The sequence below is a fragment of the Bacillus marinisedimentorum genome, from assembly GCF_001644195.2.
Classification (GTDB): Bacteria; Bacillota; Bacilli; order Bacillales; family Bacillaceae_O; genus Bacillus_BL; species Bacillus_BL marinisedimentorum.
On the sequence record NZ_LWBL02000045.1, the window covers coordinates 44,049 to 57,740 of the forward strand.

Here is a 13,692-nt window from a genome sequence, read left to right on the forward strand (position 1 = left end):
CTACCCTTCTTCCGCAACTTTTTCCAGCCCGGTTTCAAGCTCTACCAGGCGCTTTCGTACATAATGATACAACTCTCCTTCAGCAGGAACTGCAGCAAGGAGCCTTTCTTTGCTGTCTTCTATAAGATGACCGGCAATCCCTTCCAGTTCGGCCCTTTCACTGGCCGTTTGCATGTCTGGCCCCGGCATGCCGAGGATGCTTGAAAGTGCGGCAAAAAACGGTGAAAAGGAACGTTCGGCAAGAAGCTGCATTTCCTGCTGGGCGCGCTTGATAAAGAAAAATTCGCCCGCCGCCTCTTTCAACCCTGGCAAATCGAGAAAATCTGCTGTGTTCTGCAGAAGCCGCGCTTCAATAGCCCTGACGCCCGCCAGTAAATCCCTGATTGTGGAGGCATCACGCCTGTACAGAAGTATTTTTGCTTCATTCATTTCTTTAATGGCGCCTGCCAGCCGGTTGATCATGGATATATCATTCATTTGTGCGAGCAGGTGGTAATAAAGCCCGCTGTAATAATCACCGGCAAGGACGGTGAGCTGACGGGTGCGGGTTTTATCACTGCTGTTTTTGACAGTGCCGGTCTGAACGGCTTCGTGCGTATCAAGTGCAACCTGAACAAGCATGGTAGGTATTATATATGACCGGCTTTCTTCTTTGCTGAAAGCCGTGTCCCTGTACATATAATAGAGAAGATGTAATTTATCCACATCCACTACAGGCTCGGTGATGAACTTCATAAGATAGGGATGCTTAATCTTGTCAAAGAGGTCGCCTTTAAGTTCCTGGATGTCCCTTTCCCGTTTTTTGAATGCCTGCACAATCATCATCCTTGTCTCTTCTTGTTTGGATTAATCGTTGACTTCTGTATCCATTTCGCCGTGGCTGGTCTGAACGACCGCGCGGCCGCGGATCTTGACGGCTGATGTATGCTCTGTGAATTGGGCGATCATCACTTCACCTTTGTCCAGCTTTTCGGTATGGTGGAATCTCGTGTCCGAGCCCCGGGTCAATCCGATTACATTCACGCCGTCCTCTTTCGCCTTCACGACAAAAAAATCGGTTTTGTCTTCCTGTTTCATACATGCAGCCCCCTTAACTATACATATTTAAATATCTCGTAACTACAATAAATTGTCAACGTTTTGCGAACTGGAAACAGGTTTGCCGGCTTACTCTTTAATAAGGGATAAAACTTCCGCTCTTGCAGCCGGATCATGCTCAAAAATACCTCTGACTGCAGAAGTTACGGTTTTTGAACCCGGCTTCTTGACACCGCGCATGGTCATGCACATATGTTCAGCTTCAACTACAACCATGACACCATGCGGCTGAAGCTTTTCGACAATGGTGTTTGCGATCGTGGAAGTGATTCTTTCCTGGAGCTGTGGACGTTTCGCAACCGCCTCAACGGCACGAGCCAATTTTGAAAGCCCTGTCACTTTACCGCCTTTTGGAATATAGGCGACGTGTGCGTTGCCGAAAAACGGAACAAGATGATGCTCGCACATTGAGTAAAACGGAATATCTTTCACAAGCACTAGTTCTTCATGGTCTTCACTGAAGATCGTGGCAAAATGCTCAGAAGGATCCTGGTTCAGTCCTTCGAAGACCTCTCCATACATTCTCGCCACCCGTTTTGGTGTATCAAGCAGCCCTTCACGGTTCGGGTCTTCTCCAATCGCTTCCAGGATCAACCTGACTGCTTCTTCAATCTGTTTATGATTAACATTTGACATGCTCTTTTTCCCCCGCTCTCAAAGAATGTCTCCAAAAGTCGACAAGATGATTCTAGCACAGGGCCAACGATTGGTAAAGTTGGCGTATGTCCCGACACGGCTTGATCCGCTTTCGTGATAAATCCCGCCCCTATGGAACAAAAACACTGTATGTGCACCTTCTTCCTGTCCTGTTGTGTGAAACAGCAGATTAAAAGGCTGTTTCGTCACCATTGTTGCTATTTCAAAAAGAGGGGGGGAATTCTGCTGCGGGTACTCGCTCTTTTCACTTTTAAAGGATGTGCCGGTCTATCGCTGCACTTACACGGCAGCTCAGCATAGGTGCCTTCTAATTATTTGAGCCCCGCCATAGCCGTCACTTCGGCAGGATGTCACCTGCTCCCTGATTCCGCAGCACCCTCGCCCGATCGCACCTTTAAGCTGTTTAGTGAAGAAAACCTCCGATTGGAAAGCCTTTAGGCGATGACAGAGGGGCAGCTGCACTTAATCGATATTCTTAAAAAATGGCCCCTGCGTTGAAATACTTCCTCGCTCATGATGCGGCAAGCAAGGGCAAGGAAGCCGCTGGTGCCTGGAGCTGGATGACTCCCTTCTCGCTTTTTATCCAGAACGCAATTATTTTATAATTTCCTTAACAGTAAAAAAGGCTGCACACAGTGTGCAGCCTTTTCAGCCCTTTTATGTATTATTTTACAGCATCCTTAAGGGCTTTGCCCGGTTTGAACGCCGGTACCTTGCTGGCTGGAATTTCGATTTCTTCACCAGTTTGAGGGTTGCGTCCTTTACGGGAAGCACGTTCACGAACTTCGAAGTTACCGAAACCGATCAATTGTACTTTGTCGCCTTTTTGCAAAGTTCCAGTGATGGCATCGAAAACTGCATCTACAGCCTTCGTAGCATCCTTTTTGGAAAGTTCTCCTTGCTCAGCTACTGTGTTGATCAAATCTGTCTTGTTCATGCCAATTCACCTCCTCCCAATTAAGTTGAGGTTATTCCATTCTGTTCACTTTTCAAGAAAAAGCTTTAAAACTGTGCAGGCTAAATGCTGACAAGCCTTATAATAAACGAGAATAAAAGGAAATTCAATAACTTTCAACAATATTCACCGTTTTTCTAAAAAAAATTTCCAGCATTGCCGCACATTACGTATAAAACATATCACAACAGCGGAAGCCTTTGCAATAGCTAAATCAGCGGTTATCAAAGGAATGGTGCGTTTTTTTACATATTTGCCAATAATTTCTCTTTTTACACATTATTCTCGAAATTTCTGCATAAAATGCTTCTCCCCGCATTTAGCATCACGTTCCCTCTGATACGCGCCTGATGAAATCCGCAGAGTCGACCGTGCAGCATTTAGGAGAAATAAAGGCCCTCTGTGAAAAAAAGCAGTTCCGATACTATCGAGAAAATGTAACATAACAGTTTAATATCATACTACAACATAGAAAATTAAGCACCACATGTAACGGTTATTGTATTGAAAAGGACACTCTGTTACCGAAAAAATCTGGTTTGTTGAAATTCAAACGATAATCTTTCAATTCAATAGTATTCTTATTAGGCACTTATTCTAAGATAGTTGGCATTGTTTTTTCTTGAATATCCGAAAAAACAAGGGTATGGCAGGAGGGACCCCATTATCACAGCTATTCAGTATATCTTTTGCCAATAGGAATATACAAACTTAGTGGATTGAAGCAAAAATCATGAGACACCTCGGAAATGCTCTGTATTTCCTTCTTGAGATAATGATTCGAAGAAGCCCATCCAGCCCTGGATTTACACCTTGACTTTTTCAATATTGACATCAACATAGAAAATAACACGCAGCTGTTGTCAACGTGTTATATTGGTTGCGTATTTACTATGTTTCATCTATTTAAACCTAATAATCGCTGATGTATAGAAATAAGGAAAGACCAAATCATAGGCGATTTGGTCAGTTTATTCGGATGCTTATTCTCTATCGAAACGGAACCACTTACTGTGAAAAGGAATCTTCTCTATTTAAAGTATGATCGCGATCAAGCCTCCGGATCCTTCATTGATGATTCGTTCAAGAGTTTCTTTCAACTTATAGCGCGCATTTTCCGGCATGAGCGATAACTTCGCCTGAATGCCTTCCCTCACAATTGAGCTCAGAGAACGGCCGAAAATATCGGAGCTCCAGATGGAAAGCGGGTCATCTTCAAAGTCCTGCATCAAATAGCGTACAAGCTCTTCACTCTGCTTCTCGGTGCCAATAATCGGCGCAAATTCCGATTCCACATCCACTTTAATCATATGAATGGACGGCGCGACCGCTTTCAAGCGGACTCCGAACCTTGAACCCTGGCGGATGATCTCAGGTTCATCGAGGCTCATGTCAGAAAGGGCTGGAGCGGCAATGCCATAGCCTGTTTGCTTTACCATCTTCAATGCGTCGGCAACCTGGTCATATTCCGACTTGGCATGAGACAAATCCTGCATGATTTCAAGCAAGTGGTCTTTTCCGCGGATCTCGACACCGACCACTTCTTTCAATATCTGATCATAAAGGTCATCAGGTGCATAAAGGTCGATTTCTGCTATGCCCTGCCCCATTTCGATGCCGGCGAGACCAGCTCTGTCGATGAACTCATACTCATTGAACTGGCCAACTACAAAGTCGACATCGCGGAGCCGTTTAATATCCTTGACCGTATCCTGGACCGCTTCCTGATAACTTTGCCTGAGCCAGTGATCCTCTTTCAGAACCATTACCCAGCTCGGCAGATTGACATTCACCTCAAGTACAGGGAATTCATAAAGCGCTTCCCGCAGAACATTATTCACATCCTGTTCCCTCATCGATTCAATGCTCATCGCAAGAACCGGGATGTCATACTTTTCGTTCAGCTTCTGACGGAGTGCCTCAGTATCCGGATGATGGGGCTGGACAGTATTAACGACCATAATGAACGGCTTTCCAACCTCTTTCAATTCTTCAATGACCCGCTCTTCCGCCTGTAAATAGTCGCTTCTCGGTATCTCGCCGATCGTGCCGTCAGTTGTGATGACAACACCGATCGTCGAATGTTCCTGAATAACTTTTCGGGTTCCGATTTCCGCCGCTTCATGGAACGGAATCGGTTCTTCGTACCATGGGGTATTGATCATTCTAGGCCCATTTTCATCTTCATAGCCCTTTGCTCCCGGCACGGTATACCCGACACAATCGACAAGGCGCACCCGCACCTCCAGCCCTTCGTCTACATCCAGTGACACTGCCTGATTTGGGACGAATTTCGGTTCTGTCGTCATGATCGTCCGCCCGGCAGCTGATTGAGGCAGCTCATCCTGGGTCCTCGCCCTGTCTGATTCACTTTCGATATTTGGCAGAACGACAAGCTCCATGAACTTCTTAATGAATGTTGATTTGCCTGTCCGGACGGCTCCCACGACACCGAGATATATATCTCCGTCCGTTCGTTCCGCAATATCTTTAAAAATATCTACCTTTTCCATGTGATCCCTCCCGGTCCGAAATTAGGGATTTATAAATCCAAGGCCACAGCTAATCTAAGACATTATATATCTATGACGTTGTCCTACTCTCTTATGACTGAATTTTTAATGAAAATAGAACATGCCGGCACCTACTGTATTTTATTTCAGGATCCGCCTATTATGACAAAAAAAGAAAATGACCAGAAGAAACAAAGCAGATTCGTTAATCTGGCGAAACACCTGATATCACATAGCGAGTTATTTGCAGCCTGCAAAATAGCATTGCTGTCATATATGTTGTCGTGGCGCTAATCGGGGCCGGGCATTCATCCTGTTGTTGTTTATTGTATTAATAGGAGGGTGTTATGGCAAAGAGGTTATATTTTATAAGTGTCTTGAGTATTGTGTTGTCAATTAAAGAGGAAGATTTTCAAAAGAAGAACTGGATTGTGGTCCTTTGGCTGATGGGGAGGCTTTTTTCGGACACGCATAACTCTATTCGTGACCTTTTTGCCGATGTGCGGGCTTGTTTGTTCACGCCTATTTATCTGAATGTAAGATGTAAAAGGATACTTCGATAAAATTATCCCTATTCATAATAAAAAACGCCTGGATTATTTACCAGGCGTTTGTAGTGTAACTTATGTTTATAAAATGCAAGTTATGTGTCATTAGTGGTGCTCTTAAATTGCTTTTTCGCTTATTCTCCACGTCTTAAGCTCTTACCGGATGAACGGGTCCCCCTACTTATGTTTATCAGCGTTCCCGGCATCTTCTGTCAGAAAAACCGGCTCCCCGTCTTTAATGGTATATGGAACCGAAAAAGCAGGGACAAACGGACTATCTTCCACCAGTATGCTTCTGATATCGTCCCCATACTCGAAATCGTATTCCCCGGATTGAAGCTTCCTGTTCAGGTCAATCCGATAATCAACGAATACTTCACCTTTGTTATCAATAATCAGCGGCAGGAAACTGTCCGAAAATGGGCTTGGCACCTTTGGAGGACTGCTGTATCCCAGTTTTTCATAATCCAGCGTATAACGGCCGTTGGCAAGTACTTCGCTGAACGGCGGATAGCCGTGCTTTTTCCGGTGCAAATTGAGATTGACCTTAAGCTCCCGTATATATTCCGCGGTCTGTAAATCTATGAGCTTCACTTCAGGATCTGTCTCAACATTTATCAACACGTATTGATAAATGCCTCCGCTTTCAAAAGAATTACCGGGTGCGTCCTGCATATAGGCAGGAATAAGCTTGTTGAAGTCAATCGGATACTTCCGGTACACCGGAGTCGACATGTCCCTTGTTTTAATTGGAAGAAGGCCGTTCTCCGTTTCCCTGTATTGATCCACCGCCTTTTGCACCGCTGCCAGCTGGTCCTCATACGGAACCCGGTTTCCTGCACGTTCTTCTTCGGGATAAAGACATCCGCTTAACATCGCTGTAGATAACAACATTATCAGTAAAAGTGCAAATCTCATCATGCTACCATCCTTCTATTCAGGCACCGGTCCGCTGAAGACGACAAAAATCATGACAATCCCAGCTAAAAAGACCAGCACATATGCTATAAATGATACAACAAATCGGAATACCCCTTTTAGTTTAGTCCTGCTGATAAGTATCAGCACAACGGATATGAACATGGCGAATATTGCGCCGAGTGAAAACCACATCTTCAGTAATGCAATTGACATTAACCTCTTCCTTTCATCCCACACATCCCTTAAGTACGGGTTAAATTATAGCACATTTTTTTCTATGCAGGAAAAATGAAATGTGCCAGGCTCCGTTTGGCCGCTTACATTATAAGCGGACACGCCCGCGAGAAGGTGGTTTTTCTGTAGCGGCACGGCTTATGGCGAGGGCATGCTAGACCTGGAACCTGACAATGGAGATACGGAGAAGGGCGTGTTGCACGATTACATACGAGATATGCGAGCTCGGAAAGGGCATTTTCATGAGATGTCACCCGCTGGATCTTTCACATAAAATGCGAGGTCCGGGTTGACGTTGACGAATTGATAAGATCCTCAGGCAGTAACGTGAAGGAGGTGAAAAAGTGCTGAATACCGCACGGCAATCATGCCGGTGACTATCCGGTCCTGTTTTCTAAATATAATCCGGTATTGATAATGATCGCAGTATTGTTATCAGTTATAGCGGTGTAACTGTTGTTAACGAGAGGGTAAAATTAAAGGTAAAGGAGGAGGTCTGATGAGTATAAATTATCGAAACGAAAGAACCGAAGGAGTTTTAGCGCTTGAGATCTTGAACAAGAGAGCGCACCTAACTGCCTCCAATTAGGAGAAAAACACAAGGTAACGTACTGAACCTACATTCAGTGCTGTTAATCAGCTGAATGAACAAAATACAGGCACTGAACCAAAATTCAGTACCTCTAATTAGCCAAAACTCACAAGTAAACGCACTGAACCTCCATTCAGTGCTGTTAATCAGCTGAATGTACAAAGTACAGGCACTGAACCAAAATTCAGTACCTCTAATTAGCCAAAACCCGCAAGTAAACGCACTGAACCTCCATTCAGTGCTGTTAATCCGCTGAATGTACAAAATACAGGCACTGAACCAAAATTCAGTACCTCTAATTAGCCAAAACCCGCAAGTAAACGCACTGAACCTCCATTCAGTGCTGTTAATCCGCTTAATGAACAAAATACAGGCACTGAACCAAAATTCAGTACCTCTAATTAGCTAAAACCCGCAAGTAAACGCACTGAACCTCCATTCAGTGCTGTTAATCAGCTGAATGAACAAAATACAGGCACTGAACCACAAAACCAGTTATAAGAAGCACAAAGATTGGCATGTCTACTCTCCGGCTTCAAAACTGGTTTTTTGCCCCTGCATTTAACTGCCGCAAAAAACTTCCAGTTTATCACTGCACAGAAAAAGACTGAAGCAAGAGGGCGGTCTTGCTCCAGTCTAGTTGACTAACGATTCCCTTGACATTCATAGCCTTTCACTCTAACTTATGCATTCCTTTTCTGATTGCCTCTTCATTAGCCCATTTTATTATCATTGTTATCCTGATTTACCATTTGGCTAAGCGAGCCAAAGTTCAGGGGCATATTCTTTTGTGTTACCGCCTTGACGATTTCGTCTTCCTTTTCTTTTGTGACCGGCATTCCTGTCAGTGCAGAAAGCTGGCGGACAAGCTGGCGAATGGTTTGGTCATCGTTGAAATCTGCGTTTTTTACTGAATCAGCGATCTGGAAAATATCCTGCTGTTTCACGTTAGCCTTATTTTCAATAAAGTCGAAGAAATTTCCGTTATTCTGCTGCACCGTCCTACGTCCTCCTCTTTGTAATGTTCAAAGATAGTGTATGAACGGACGGCAGAATTGGTGAATACACCCAGATCTTACTTTATTATCTCTCCATACATTGCCGATAAATCCTCCATCTCGTGGGTGCGCATCCGTGTCATCAATCCGTCGACTGCTTCTTTCGGATCCATTGCATCAAACAGCACATGATAGAGCGCATCTGTTATCGGCATTTTCACGTCATATTCCCGTGCCATCTCATATACGGCTTTCGTCGTTCTGACGCCTTCTACGACCATCCCCATGCCTGACAGCACTTCATCAAGGGACTTACCCTTTCCAATCAGATTTCCGGCCCGCCAATTGCGGCTATGCTGGCTCGTTCCGGTTACGATCAAGTCCCCGATTCCGGCCAGTCCTGAAAACGTGATTGGATTTGCTCCCAATTTTGTCCCCAAACGGGCGATTTCAGCCAGCCCCCTGGTGATTAGTGCCGCTTTCGCATTATCCCCGTAACCGAGTCCGTCAGAGATGCCGGCGCCGAGCGCAATGATATTTTTCAATGCCCCCCCAATTTCAACACCGATGATGTCAGGATTGGTATACACCCGCAAATGCTGGTTGATGAACAAGTCCTGCACTTTTTCAGCCTCTTTTAAATTTTTGGAAGAGACGGTAACAGTTGTCGGCTGCCTGCGGCTCACTTCTTCGGCATGGCTTGGGCCAGATAGGACAACCACACCGGAGCGCAGCTTTTCCGGCAGCTCCTGTTCGATTACTTCTGAAACCCTGAGGAAGGTGCCTGGTTCGATGCCTTTACTTACATGGACGATTGTTTTTGGGCCGTCAAGCGTGTTTTTCAATTTGCCGGCCACTTCCCTCATCGCTTTCGTAGGCACTGCAAGAACGATATAGTCAGCACCGAGAACCGCTTCTTTCATATCCTCAAACGCTTCAATATTCTCAGGAAGTTCAATGCCCGGCAAATATTTTTCGTTGGTATGATTTTCGTTTATTTCACGAACCTGTTCACTTCTGTGTGACCAAAGCCTGACGTCATGGCCGTTATCTGCAAGCACCATTGCAAGAGCAGTCCCCCAGCTTCCTGCTCCGAGTATCGCCGCTTTTTCCATTTTTACCACTCCAAATCTTATTATTTTCTTGCCCTTGCGAAAATTTTGATTGGCGTGCCAATAAATCCGAACGCTTCCCGGATTCTGTTTTCGAGAAAGCGCCGGTAGGAAAAGTGCATAAGCTCCGGATCATTTACAAAAACGACAAATGAGGGCGGCTTCACCGAAACCTGGGTACTGTAATAAATTTTCAGCCTTCTGCCGTTTTCAGTAGGTGTCGGATTCATTGCAACAGCATCCATGACCACTTCGTTCAATATATTGGTCTGCACGCGCAGCGCATGATTTTCTGCAGCGAGATCGATCATCGGCAGCAGGGTCTGTACACGCTTTTTCGTCTTTGCCGACAGAAATACGATTGGTGCATAATCAAGGAATTGGAAATGATCACGGATTTTTTGTTCGAAATTCCGCATCGTTTTGTCGTCCTTCTCTACTGCATCCCATTTGTTCACGACAATGACGACGGCCCGGCCGGCTTCATGAGCATAACCGGCAATCTTTTTATCCTGCTCGATGATCCCTTCTTCTCCGTCTATGACGACAAGTACGACATCAGATCGCTCAATTGCTTTCAACGCACGCAAAACGCTGTATTTTTCAGTGCTTTCGTAAACTTTGCCGCGTTTCCGCATTCCCGCGGTATCAATGATGACATATTCATTGTCTTCTTTTTCAAACGTCGTATCGATTGCATCTCTGGTCGTCCCCGGTATATTGCTTACAATCACACGCTCTTCTCCGAGGATGGCATTGACTAGCGATGACTTGCCGACATTAGGGCGCCCGATCAGGGAAAACTTAATGGCGTGCTCATCAAGGCCATCCTCCTCTTCACCGGGAAAATGAGAGATGACAGCATCGAGAAGGTCACCAAGCCCGGTGCCGTGCGATCCTGAAATCGGATAAGGCTCCCCGAAACCAAGGGAAAAAAATTCGTAAACTTCAGCCCGCATTTCCGGGTTGTCCATCTTATTGACAGCCAGGACGACCGGCTTTTCCGATTTAAACAAGAGGGTAGCCACTTCTTCATCGGCGGCCGTAATCCCTTCTCGTCCATTCACCAAGAAAATGATGACATCCGCTTCCTCAATTGCAATGTCAGCCTGCTGGCGCATCTGTACGAGGAGAGGTTCATCGCCGATTTCTATGCCGCCTGTATCAATCAGATTGAAATCTCTGTTCAGCCATTCGGCTTTACTGTATATGCGGTCGCGGGTAACACCCGGTATATCTTCCACAATGGAGATCCGCTCTCCCACAACTCTGTTGAAAATGGTCGATTTTCCCACATTGGGTCTTCCGACAATGGCTACGACTGGTTTTGGCATCAAGACCATTCCTTTCACTATGTATTCGGACGATATACATAACTATTCCCGAATAAACTTCTTTAAAAGCAAAGAAAACCCTTCTTTGCCAAGAAGGGATTCACATCCAAATTATCATAACAGAAAAAAGGCGCCGGCACAATTTACTGCCGTCAATGCTTTACAATGACGTACATCTCTTCGCCAAGTCCATGTGCGATCCCATCGAGTATAGCTTCCAGGTTGCCTGCCACAAATTCCATTTCTTCTTTCGTTTCACAGATGAACGACGCAGTCCCTCCGGAAACTTTATTAGGATTGGTTGTAATAACGGCTAATATATATTTTTCTAAATTCACTTCAGCTTACGCCCCTTTTTGTTCGCTTTTGACTCAGTGGGCATCCGGATGGCATTTTCGAGAATCGGCACAGCCCCGAGTATGCTGATGGCCTTTTCCACATCTTTTGCCTGCGGCAGGATGAAAATTCCAATCCTCCCATCATCCAAATCTCGTTTGATCAGCGGCACAAGTGCCGGGGTCCCCGAATCCCTGTATACGCCTAATGACACAGAGATATCATGCAGAATCGCCTGGCGCTGGCCAAGGTTGGCGATCGTTGACCGCACATCGAAATTTTTCGGCTTCATAATGAAACCGAGTCCATTTTCGATGATTTCTTGCTGGCGTGCCGGCAGACCAATGTTCATGATATAAATATCATCAACATACAGTCCTGCTCCTTCAAATGTCAGGGGTGCCTGTTCAATCTCTACAATATCCCTCATTTTGCCTCCGCTCATCATTTTATTGGTAATGTAAAAACTTATCGCCGCGGCAGCAAGGCCAGCCCATATGTTAAATGCAAGATAAAAAAGCGTCGTCAAAAACGAAGTGAAGATGACAAGATAGTTACGTCCTTCAAACGCAATGGCAATGCCCTCAATATAAGCCTCTCCCCGGGGGACAAGCTCATACCCGTCCAGGCCGGTAAGTGTATTCCGCTCCATATTCCTCACTTCACGGAATTGGCTTGCAGCCAGTGCCAAAAAAGTTATGGCCGTGAATTCCTGCTCCATGATTGCAGGCACTGCAACTGTCCCCAGGCCCGCCGCAATGAATCCAAGGGCTACATGGATAATTTTTCCGTGCAAATATGTAGGATACTGGCGATAATCTGTCTTAAGCATATAGATTCTAGTAGCTGTGCCGATTATAACGCCCAATAATATTGGATATGTATACTCATTCATATTTTCCCCTGCCTTTGTCTGTTATATTTTTGCAAGGACTGTTCAAAAAATGCGGCTGCAGATTCGAAAACTGACAACGTTATGATGACTGCTAAGCCAATTGCCGCCAAATCAAGAAACCCCAGTGTGCCGGGAATGTATTGCAATCCCATTCGTCCAAGCTGAAGTTCATAAATCATCTCGGCCTGTGCAGCTGAGATGGAAAAAGCAGCAGCTCTTATTAAAGGCGCTCGCAGGAAAAAGAAAGGAATCATACTACCGGCAACTGCAGGAATCAGCGATTCATTTAATAATATGATTGCAGGATCGACTAGCTGAAGAAACCGGATTGCTGCCATCAGAAGTGTAGAAACCATTGCTGCCGCAAAAAGCCGGGTGCGCTCCTGTGGTGAGGAAGCAGCTGTCCCTACAGAAATCAGAAGCAGTACAGCCGCGGCTGCATTGATTTCCCTTCCGCCGATTGTTATTTCGCTCCCGCTGGCTGCCAGCACAAACAGGACTGCTGCACTCATTAACCGGCTCGAGGCACCCTGTTTCATAAAAAAGGCCGCGATAATCCAGAACATCCAAAAAAACCAGTAGAAAAAGATGCCTTCCAACTTAATTCACCACCCTATAGTTTCCATTATGGTGCAGATTATGTAAGTTTAACCCTGCCAGGGAACAGCTTTGCATAAAAAAGGCCTAACGACTGGAAGCTATAGGTGAAGGAGGGATATTGACATGGGACAGGACCGCCAGGAGAAAAAATTAAAAAAGGCACGCCGGGTTGAATCAGACAGGGATCAGCAGCAATCATACAAAGGCGCAGCCAGAATGGAAGGCCCCGACGAAGCCAGATCCCGCAACGGGCAATAGCAAAGGGGAGGCCGCCCGCTTTGCAGTATATACATAAGCGGGCACACCCGAAGGAAGGGGACTTTTCCTTCCGGTAAGGGTTGCCGCTTATGACGTTAGCCGCTGACGGACGGAGCTGGACACTAAGATACGCAGCGGGCAGCCGCTTTCCAGCCTTTCCGTAGGCGGGAATGCATCAGGCAGGTCGTTCTCCCCTTCCTGTTGCTGCAACACTTTTGCTGAATTAAAGATGGTGAATTTATAGGCACGGAAGGCGGCTTTCCGTGCCTTCATTTCATTCATTCACCTTAATGGAGACACTGAATTTCGTTTCAATGCCTATAATTGCGGTTTCTCCACTCTTATGGGCACGGAAGAAAAATCCCACCCCTTTTCTTGGCCGCCACTTCCCTAACCGAACTTACACATAATAAGAATCTTTTTATAATCCGGCAGCAGGGACGGAATTTTGTCTATTTACATAATAGAATTGATTTCAAACAAGACAATCGACTCAAACAATTTATAGGTATCCCCAGGCTTCGGGCAGAAAAACGCTCCCAATATCCGATAGGTACGATATTTTTGGAAGGGAGCAGCTTAACTCACCCGGGTGCCAAGCTCCTCTGTTCTCTGCATCCGGGAATCGTTTCCTTAGTACG

The 13,692-nt window shown here is 45.6% G+C and carries 16 protein-coding genes; 2 read left to right on the top strand and 14 right to left on the bottom strand.

Annotated elements, in window-relative coordinates; genetic code table 11:
* From A4U59_RS13880 to folE, 3 genes are all read right to left on the bottom strand, one after another.
* Positions 1-825 (bottom strand): heptaprenyl diphosphate synthase component 1, encoded by an 825-nt coding sequence (locus tag A4U59_RS13880; protein WP_070121140.1) that lies wholly within the window; start codon positions 823-825, stop codon positions 1-3.
* Between the two features lie 21 nt (positions 826-846).
* On the bottom strand, positions 847-1,077 hold the full coding sequence (gene mtrB / locus A4U59_RS13885) for a trp RNA-binding attenuation protein MtrB (RefSeq protein ID WP_070121141.1): 231 nt from the start codon (positions 1,075-1,077) through the stop codon (positions 847-849).
* A gap of 90 nt (positions 1,078-1,167) precedes the next feature.
* A complete protein-coding gene (folE, locus tag A4U59_RS13890; protein ID WP_070121142.1) occupies positions 1,168-1,734 on the bottom strand; it encodes a GTP cyclohydrolase I FolE in 567 nt (188 codons plus the stop codon).
* A gap of 503 nt (positions 1,735-2,237) precedes the next feature.
* Here folE and A4U59_RS22430 point away from each other — a divergent pair.
* Complete coding sequence (locus A4U59_RS22430; RefSeq protein ID WP_281183673.1) at positions 2,238-2,360, top strand: hypothetical protein; 123 nt, start codon at positions 2,238-2,240, stop codon at positions 2,358-2,360.
* Positions 2,361-2,419: 59 nt separating this feature from the next.
* On the opposite strand, the gene A4U59_RS13895 is transcribed toward A4U59_RS22430, so the two are convergent.
* From A4U59_RS13895 to A4U59_RS13945, 10 genes are all read right to left on the bottom strand, one after another.
* The gene (locus A4U59_RS13895; RefSeq protein ID WP_070121143.1) at positions 2,420-2,692 is read right to left on the bottom strand and encodes an HU family DNA-binding protein; all 273 of its coding nucleotides are present in this window, start codon (positions 2,690-2,692) and stop codon (positions 2,420-2,422) included.
* A 1,052-nt stretch (positions 2,693-3,744) separates the two neighbouring features.
* A complete protein-coding gene (gene spoIVA / locus A4U59_RS13900; RefSeq protein ID WP_070121144.1) occupies positions 3,745-5,223 on the bottom strand; it encodes a stage IV sporulation protein A in 1,479 nt (492 codons plus the stop codon).
* A 725-nt stretch (positions 5,224-5,948) separates the two neighbouring features.
* A complete protein-coding gene (locus tag A4U59_RS13910; RefSeq protein ID WP_070121146.1) occupies positions 5,949-6,689 on the bottom strand; it encodes a hypothetical protein in 741 nt (246 codons plus the stop codon).
* 15 nt (positions 6,690-6,704) lie between these two features.
* Positions 6,705-6,905 carry a DUF2768 domain-containing protein gene (locus tag A4U59_RS13915; RefSeq protein WP_070121147.1) on the bottom strand — a complete coding sequence of 67 codons (201 nt, stop codon included), beginning with the start codon at positions 6,903-6,905 and terminating at the stop codon, positions 6,705-6,707.
* Positions 6,906-8,231: 1,326 nt separating this feature from the next.
* Positions 8,232-8,516 carry a stage VI sporulation protein F gene (locus A4U59_RS13920; RefSeq protein ID WP_070121148.1) on the bottom strand — a complete coding sequence of 95 codons (285 nt, stop codon included), beginning with the start codon at positions 8,514-8,516 and terminating at the stop codon, positions 8,232-8,234.
* A gap of 77 nt (positions 8,517-8,593) precedes the next feature.
* Positions 8,594-9,631 (bottom strand): NAD(P)H-dependent glycerol-3-phosphate dehydrogenase, encoded by a 1,038-nt coding sequence (locus A4U59_RS13925; protein WP_070121149.1) that lies wholly within the window; start codon positions 9,629-9,631, stop codon positions 8,594-8,596.
* Between the two features lie 20 nt (positions 9,632-9,651).
* A complete protein-coding gene (gene der, locus A4U59_RS13930; RefSeq protein ID WP_070121150.1) occupies positions 9,652-10,962 on the bottom strand; it encodes a ribosome biogenesis GTPase Der in 1,311 nt (436 codons plus the stop codon).
* A 152-nt stretch (positions 10,963-11,114) separates the two neighbouring features.
* Positions 11,115-11,300 (bottom strand): capping complex subunit for YIEGIA, encoded by a 186-nt coding sequence (locus tag A4U59_RS13935; RefSeq protein WP_070121151.1) that lies wholly within the window; start codon positions 11,298-11,300, stop codon positions 11,115-11,117.
* Positions 11,297-12,193 carry a YIEGIA family protein gene (locus A4U59_RS13940; protein ID WP_070121152.1) on the bottom strand — a complete coding sequence of 299 codons (897 nt, stop codon included), beginning with the start codon at positions 12,191-12,193 and terminating at the stop codon, positions 11,297-11,299. Before A4U59_RS13940 ends, A4U59_RS13935 begins: the two co-directional genes overlap by 4 nt.
* Positions 12,190-12,792, bottom strand: coding sequence for a YphA family membrane protein (locus tag A4U59_RS13945; RefSeq protein ID WP_070121153.1), 603 nt, complete (start codon positions 12,790-12,792; stop codon positions 12,190-12,192). The genes A4U59_RS13940 and A4U59_RS13945 overlap by 4 nt, the downstream gene beginning before the upstream one ends.
* Before the next feature lie 124 nt (positions 12,793-12,916).
* Here A4U59_RS13945 and A4U59_RS13950 point away from each other — a divergent pair, with 124 nt between their 5' ends.
* Entirely contained in the window at positions 12,917-13,051 is a 135-nt protein-coding gene (locus tag A4U59_RS13950) for a YpzI family protein (RefSeq protein WP_070121154.1), read from the top strand.
* An 87-nt stretch (positions 13,052-13,138) separates the two neighbouring features.
* On the opposite strand, the gene A4U59_RS13955 is transcribed toward A4U59_RS13950, so the two are convergent.
* A complete protein-coding gene (locus tag A4U59_RS13955; protein ID WP_070121155.1) occupies positions 13,139-13,324 on the bottom strand; it encodes a hypothetical protein in 186 nt (61 codons plus the stop codon).
* Positions 13,325-13,692 lie beyond the last annotated feature (368 nt).

What these genes read in the sequence shown, in the direction of transcription:
- A4U59_RS13880 (WP_070121140.1), bottom strand. Translation starts at nt 825, where the DNA reads ATGATGATTGTGCAGGCATTCAAAAAACGGGAAAGGGACATCCAGGAA.
- mtrB (WP_070121141.1), bottom strand. Translation starts at nt 1,077, where the DNA reads ATGAAACAGGAAGACAAAACCGATTTTTTTGTCGTGAAGGCGAAAGAG.
- folE (WP_070121142.1), bottom strand. Translation starts at nt 1,734, where the DNA reads ATGTCAAATGTTAATCATAAACAGATTGAAGAAGCAGTCAGGTTGATC.
- A4U59_RS22430 (WP_281183673.1), top strand. Translation starts at nt 2,238, where the DNA reads ATGGCCCCTGCGTTGAAATACTTCCTCGCTCATGATGCGGCAAGCAAG.
- A4U59_RS13895 (WP_070121143.1), bottom strand. Translation starts at nt 2,692, where the DNA reads ATGAACAAGACAGATTTGATCAACACAGTAGCTGAGCAAGGAGAACTT.
- spoIVA (WP_070121144.1), bottom strand. Translation starts at nt 5,223, where the DNA reads ATGGAAAAGGTAGATATTTTTAAAGATATTGCGGAACGAACGGACGGA.
- A4U59_RS13910 (WP_070121146.1), bottom strand. Translation starts at nt 6,689, where the DNA reads ATGAGATTTGCACTTTTACTGATAATGTTGTTATCTACAGCGATGTTA.
- A4U59_RS13915 (WP_070121147.1), bottom strand. Translation starts at nt 6,905, where the DNA reads ATGTCAATTGCATTACTGAAGATGTGGTTTTCACTCGGCGCAATATTC.
- A4U59_RS13925 (WP_070121149.1), bottom strand. Translation starts at nt 9,631, where the DNA reads ATGGAAAAAGCGGCGATACTCGGAGCAGGAAGCTGGGGGACTGCTCTT.
- der (WP_070121150.1), bottom strand. Translation starts at nt 10,962, where the DNA reads ATGCCAAAACCAGTCGTAGCCATTGTCGGAAGACCCAATGTGGGAAAA.
- A4U59_RS13940 (WP_070121152.1), bottom strand. Translation starts at nt 12,193, where the DNA reads ATGAATGAGTATACATATCCAATATTATTGGGCGTTATAATCGGCACA.
- A4U59_RS13950 (WP_070121154.1), top strand. Translation starts at nt 12,917, where the DNA reads ATGGGACAGGACCGCCAGGAGAAAAAATTAAAAAAGGCACGCCGGGTT.
- A4U59_RS13955 (WP_070121155.1), bottom strand. Translation starts at nt 13,324, where the DNA reads ATGAAGGCACGGAAAGCCGCCTTCCGTGCCTATAAATTCACCATCTTT.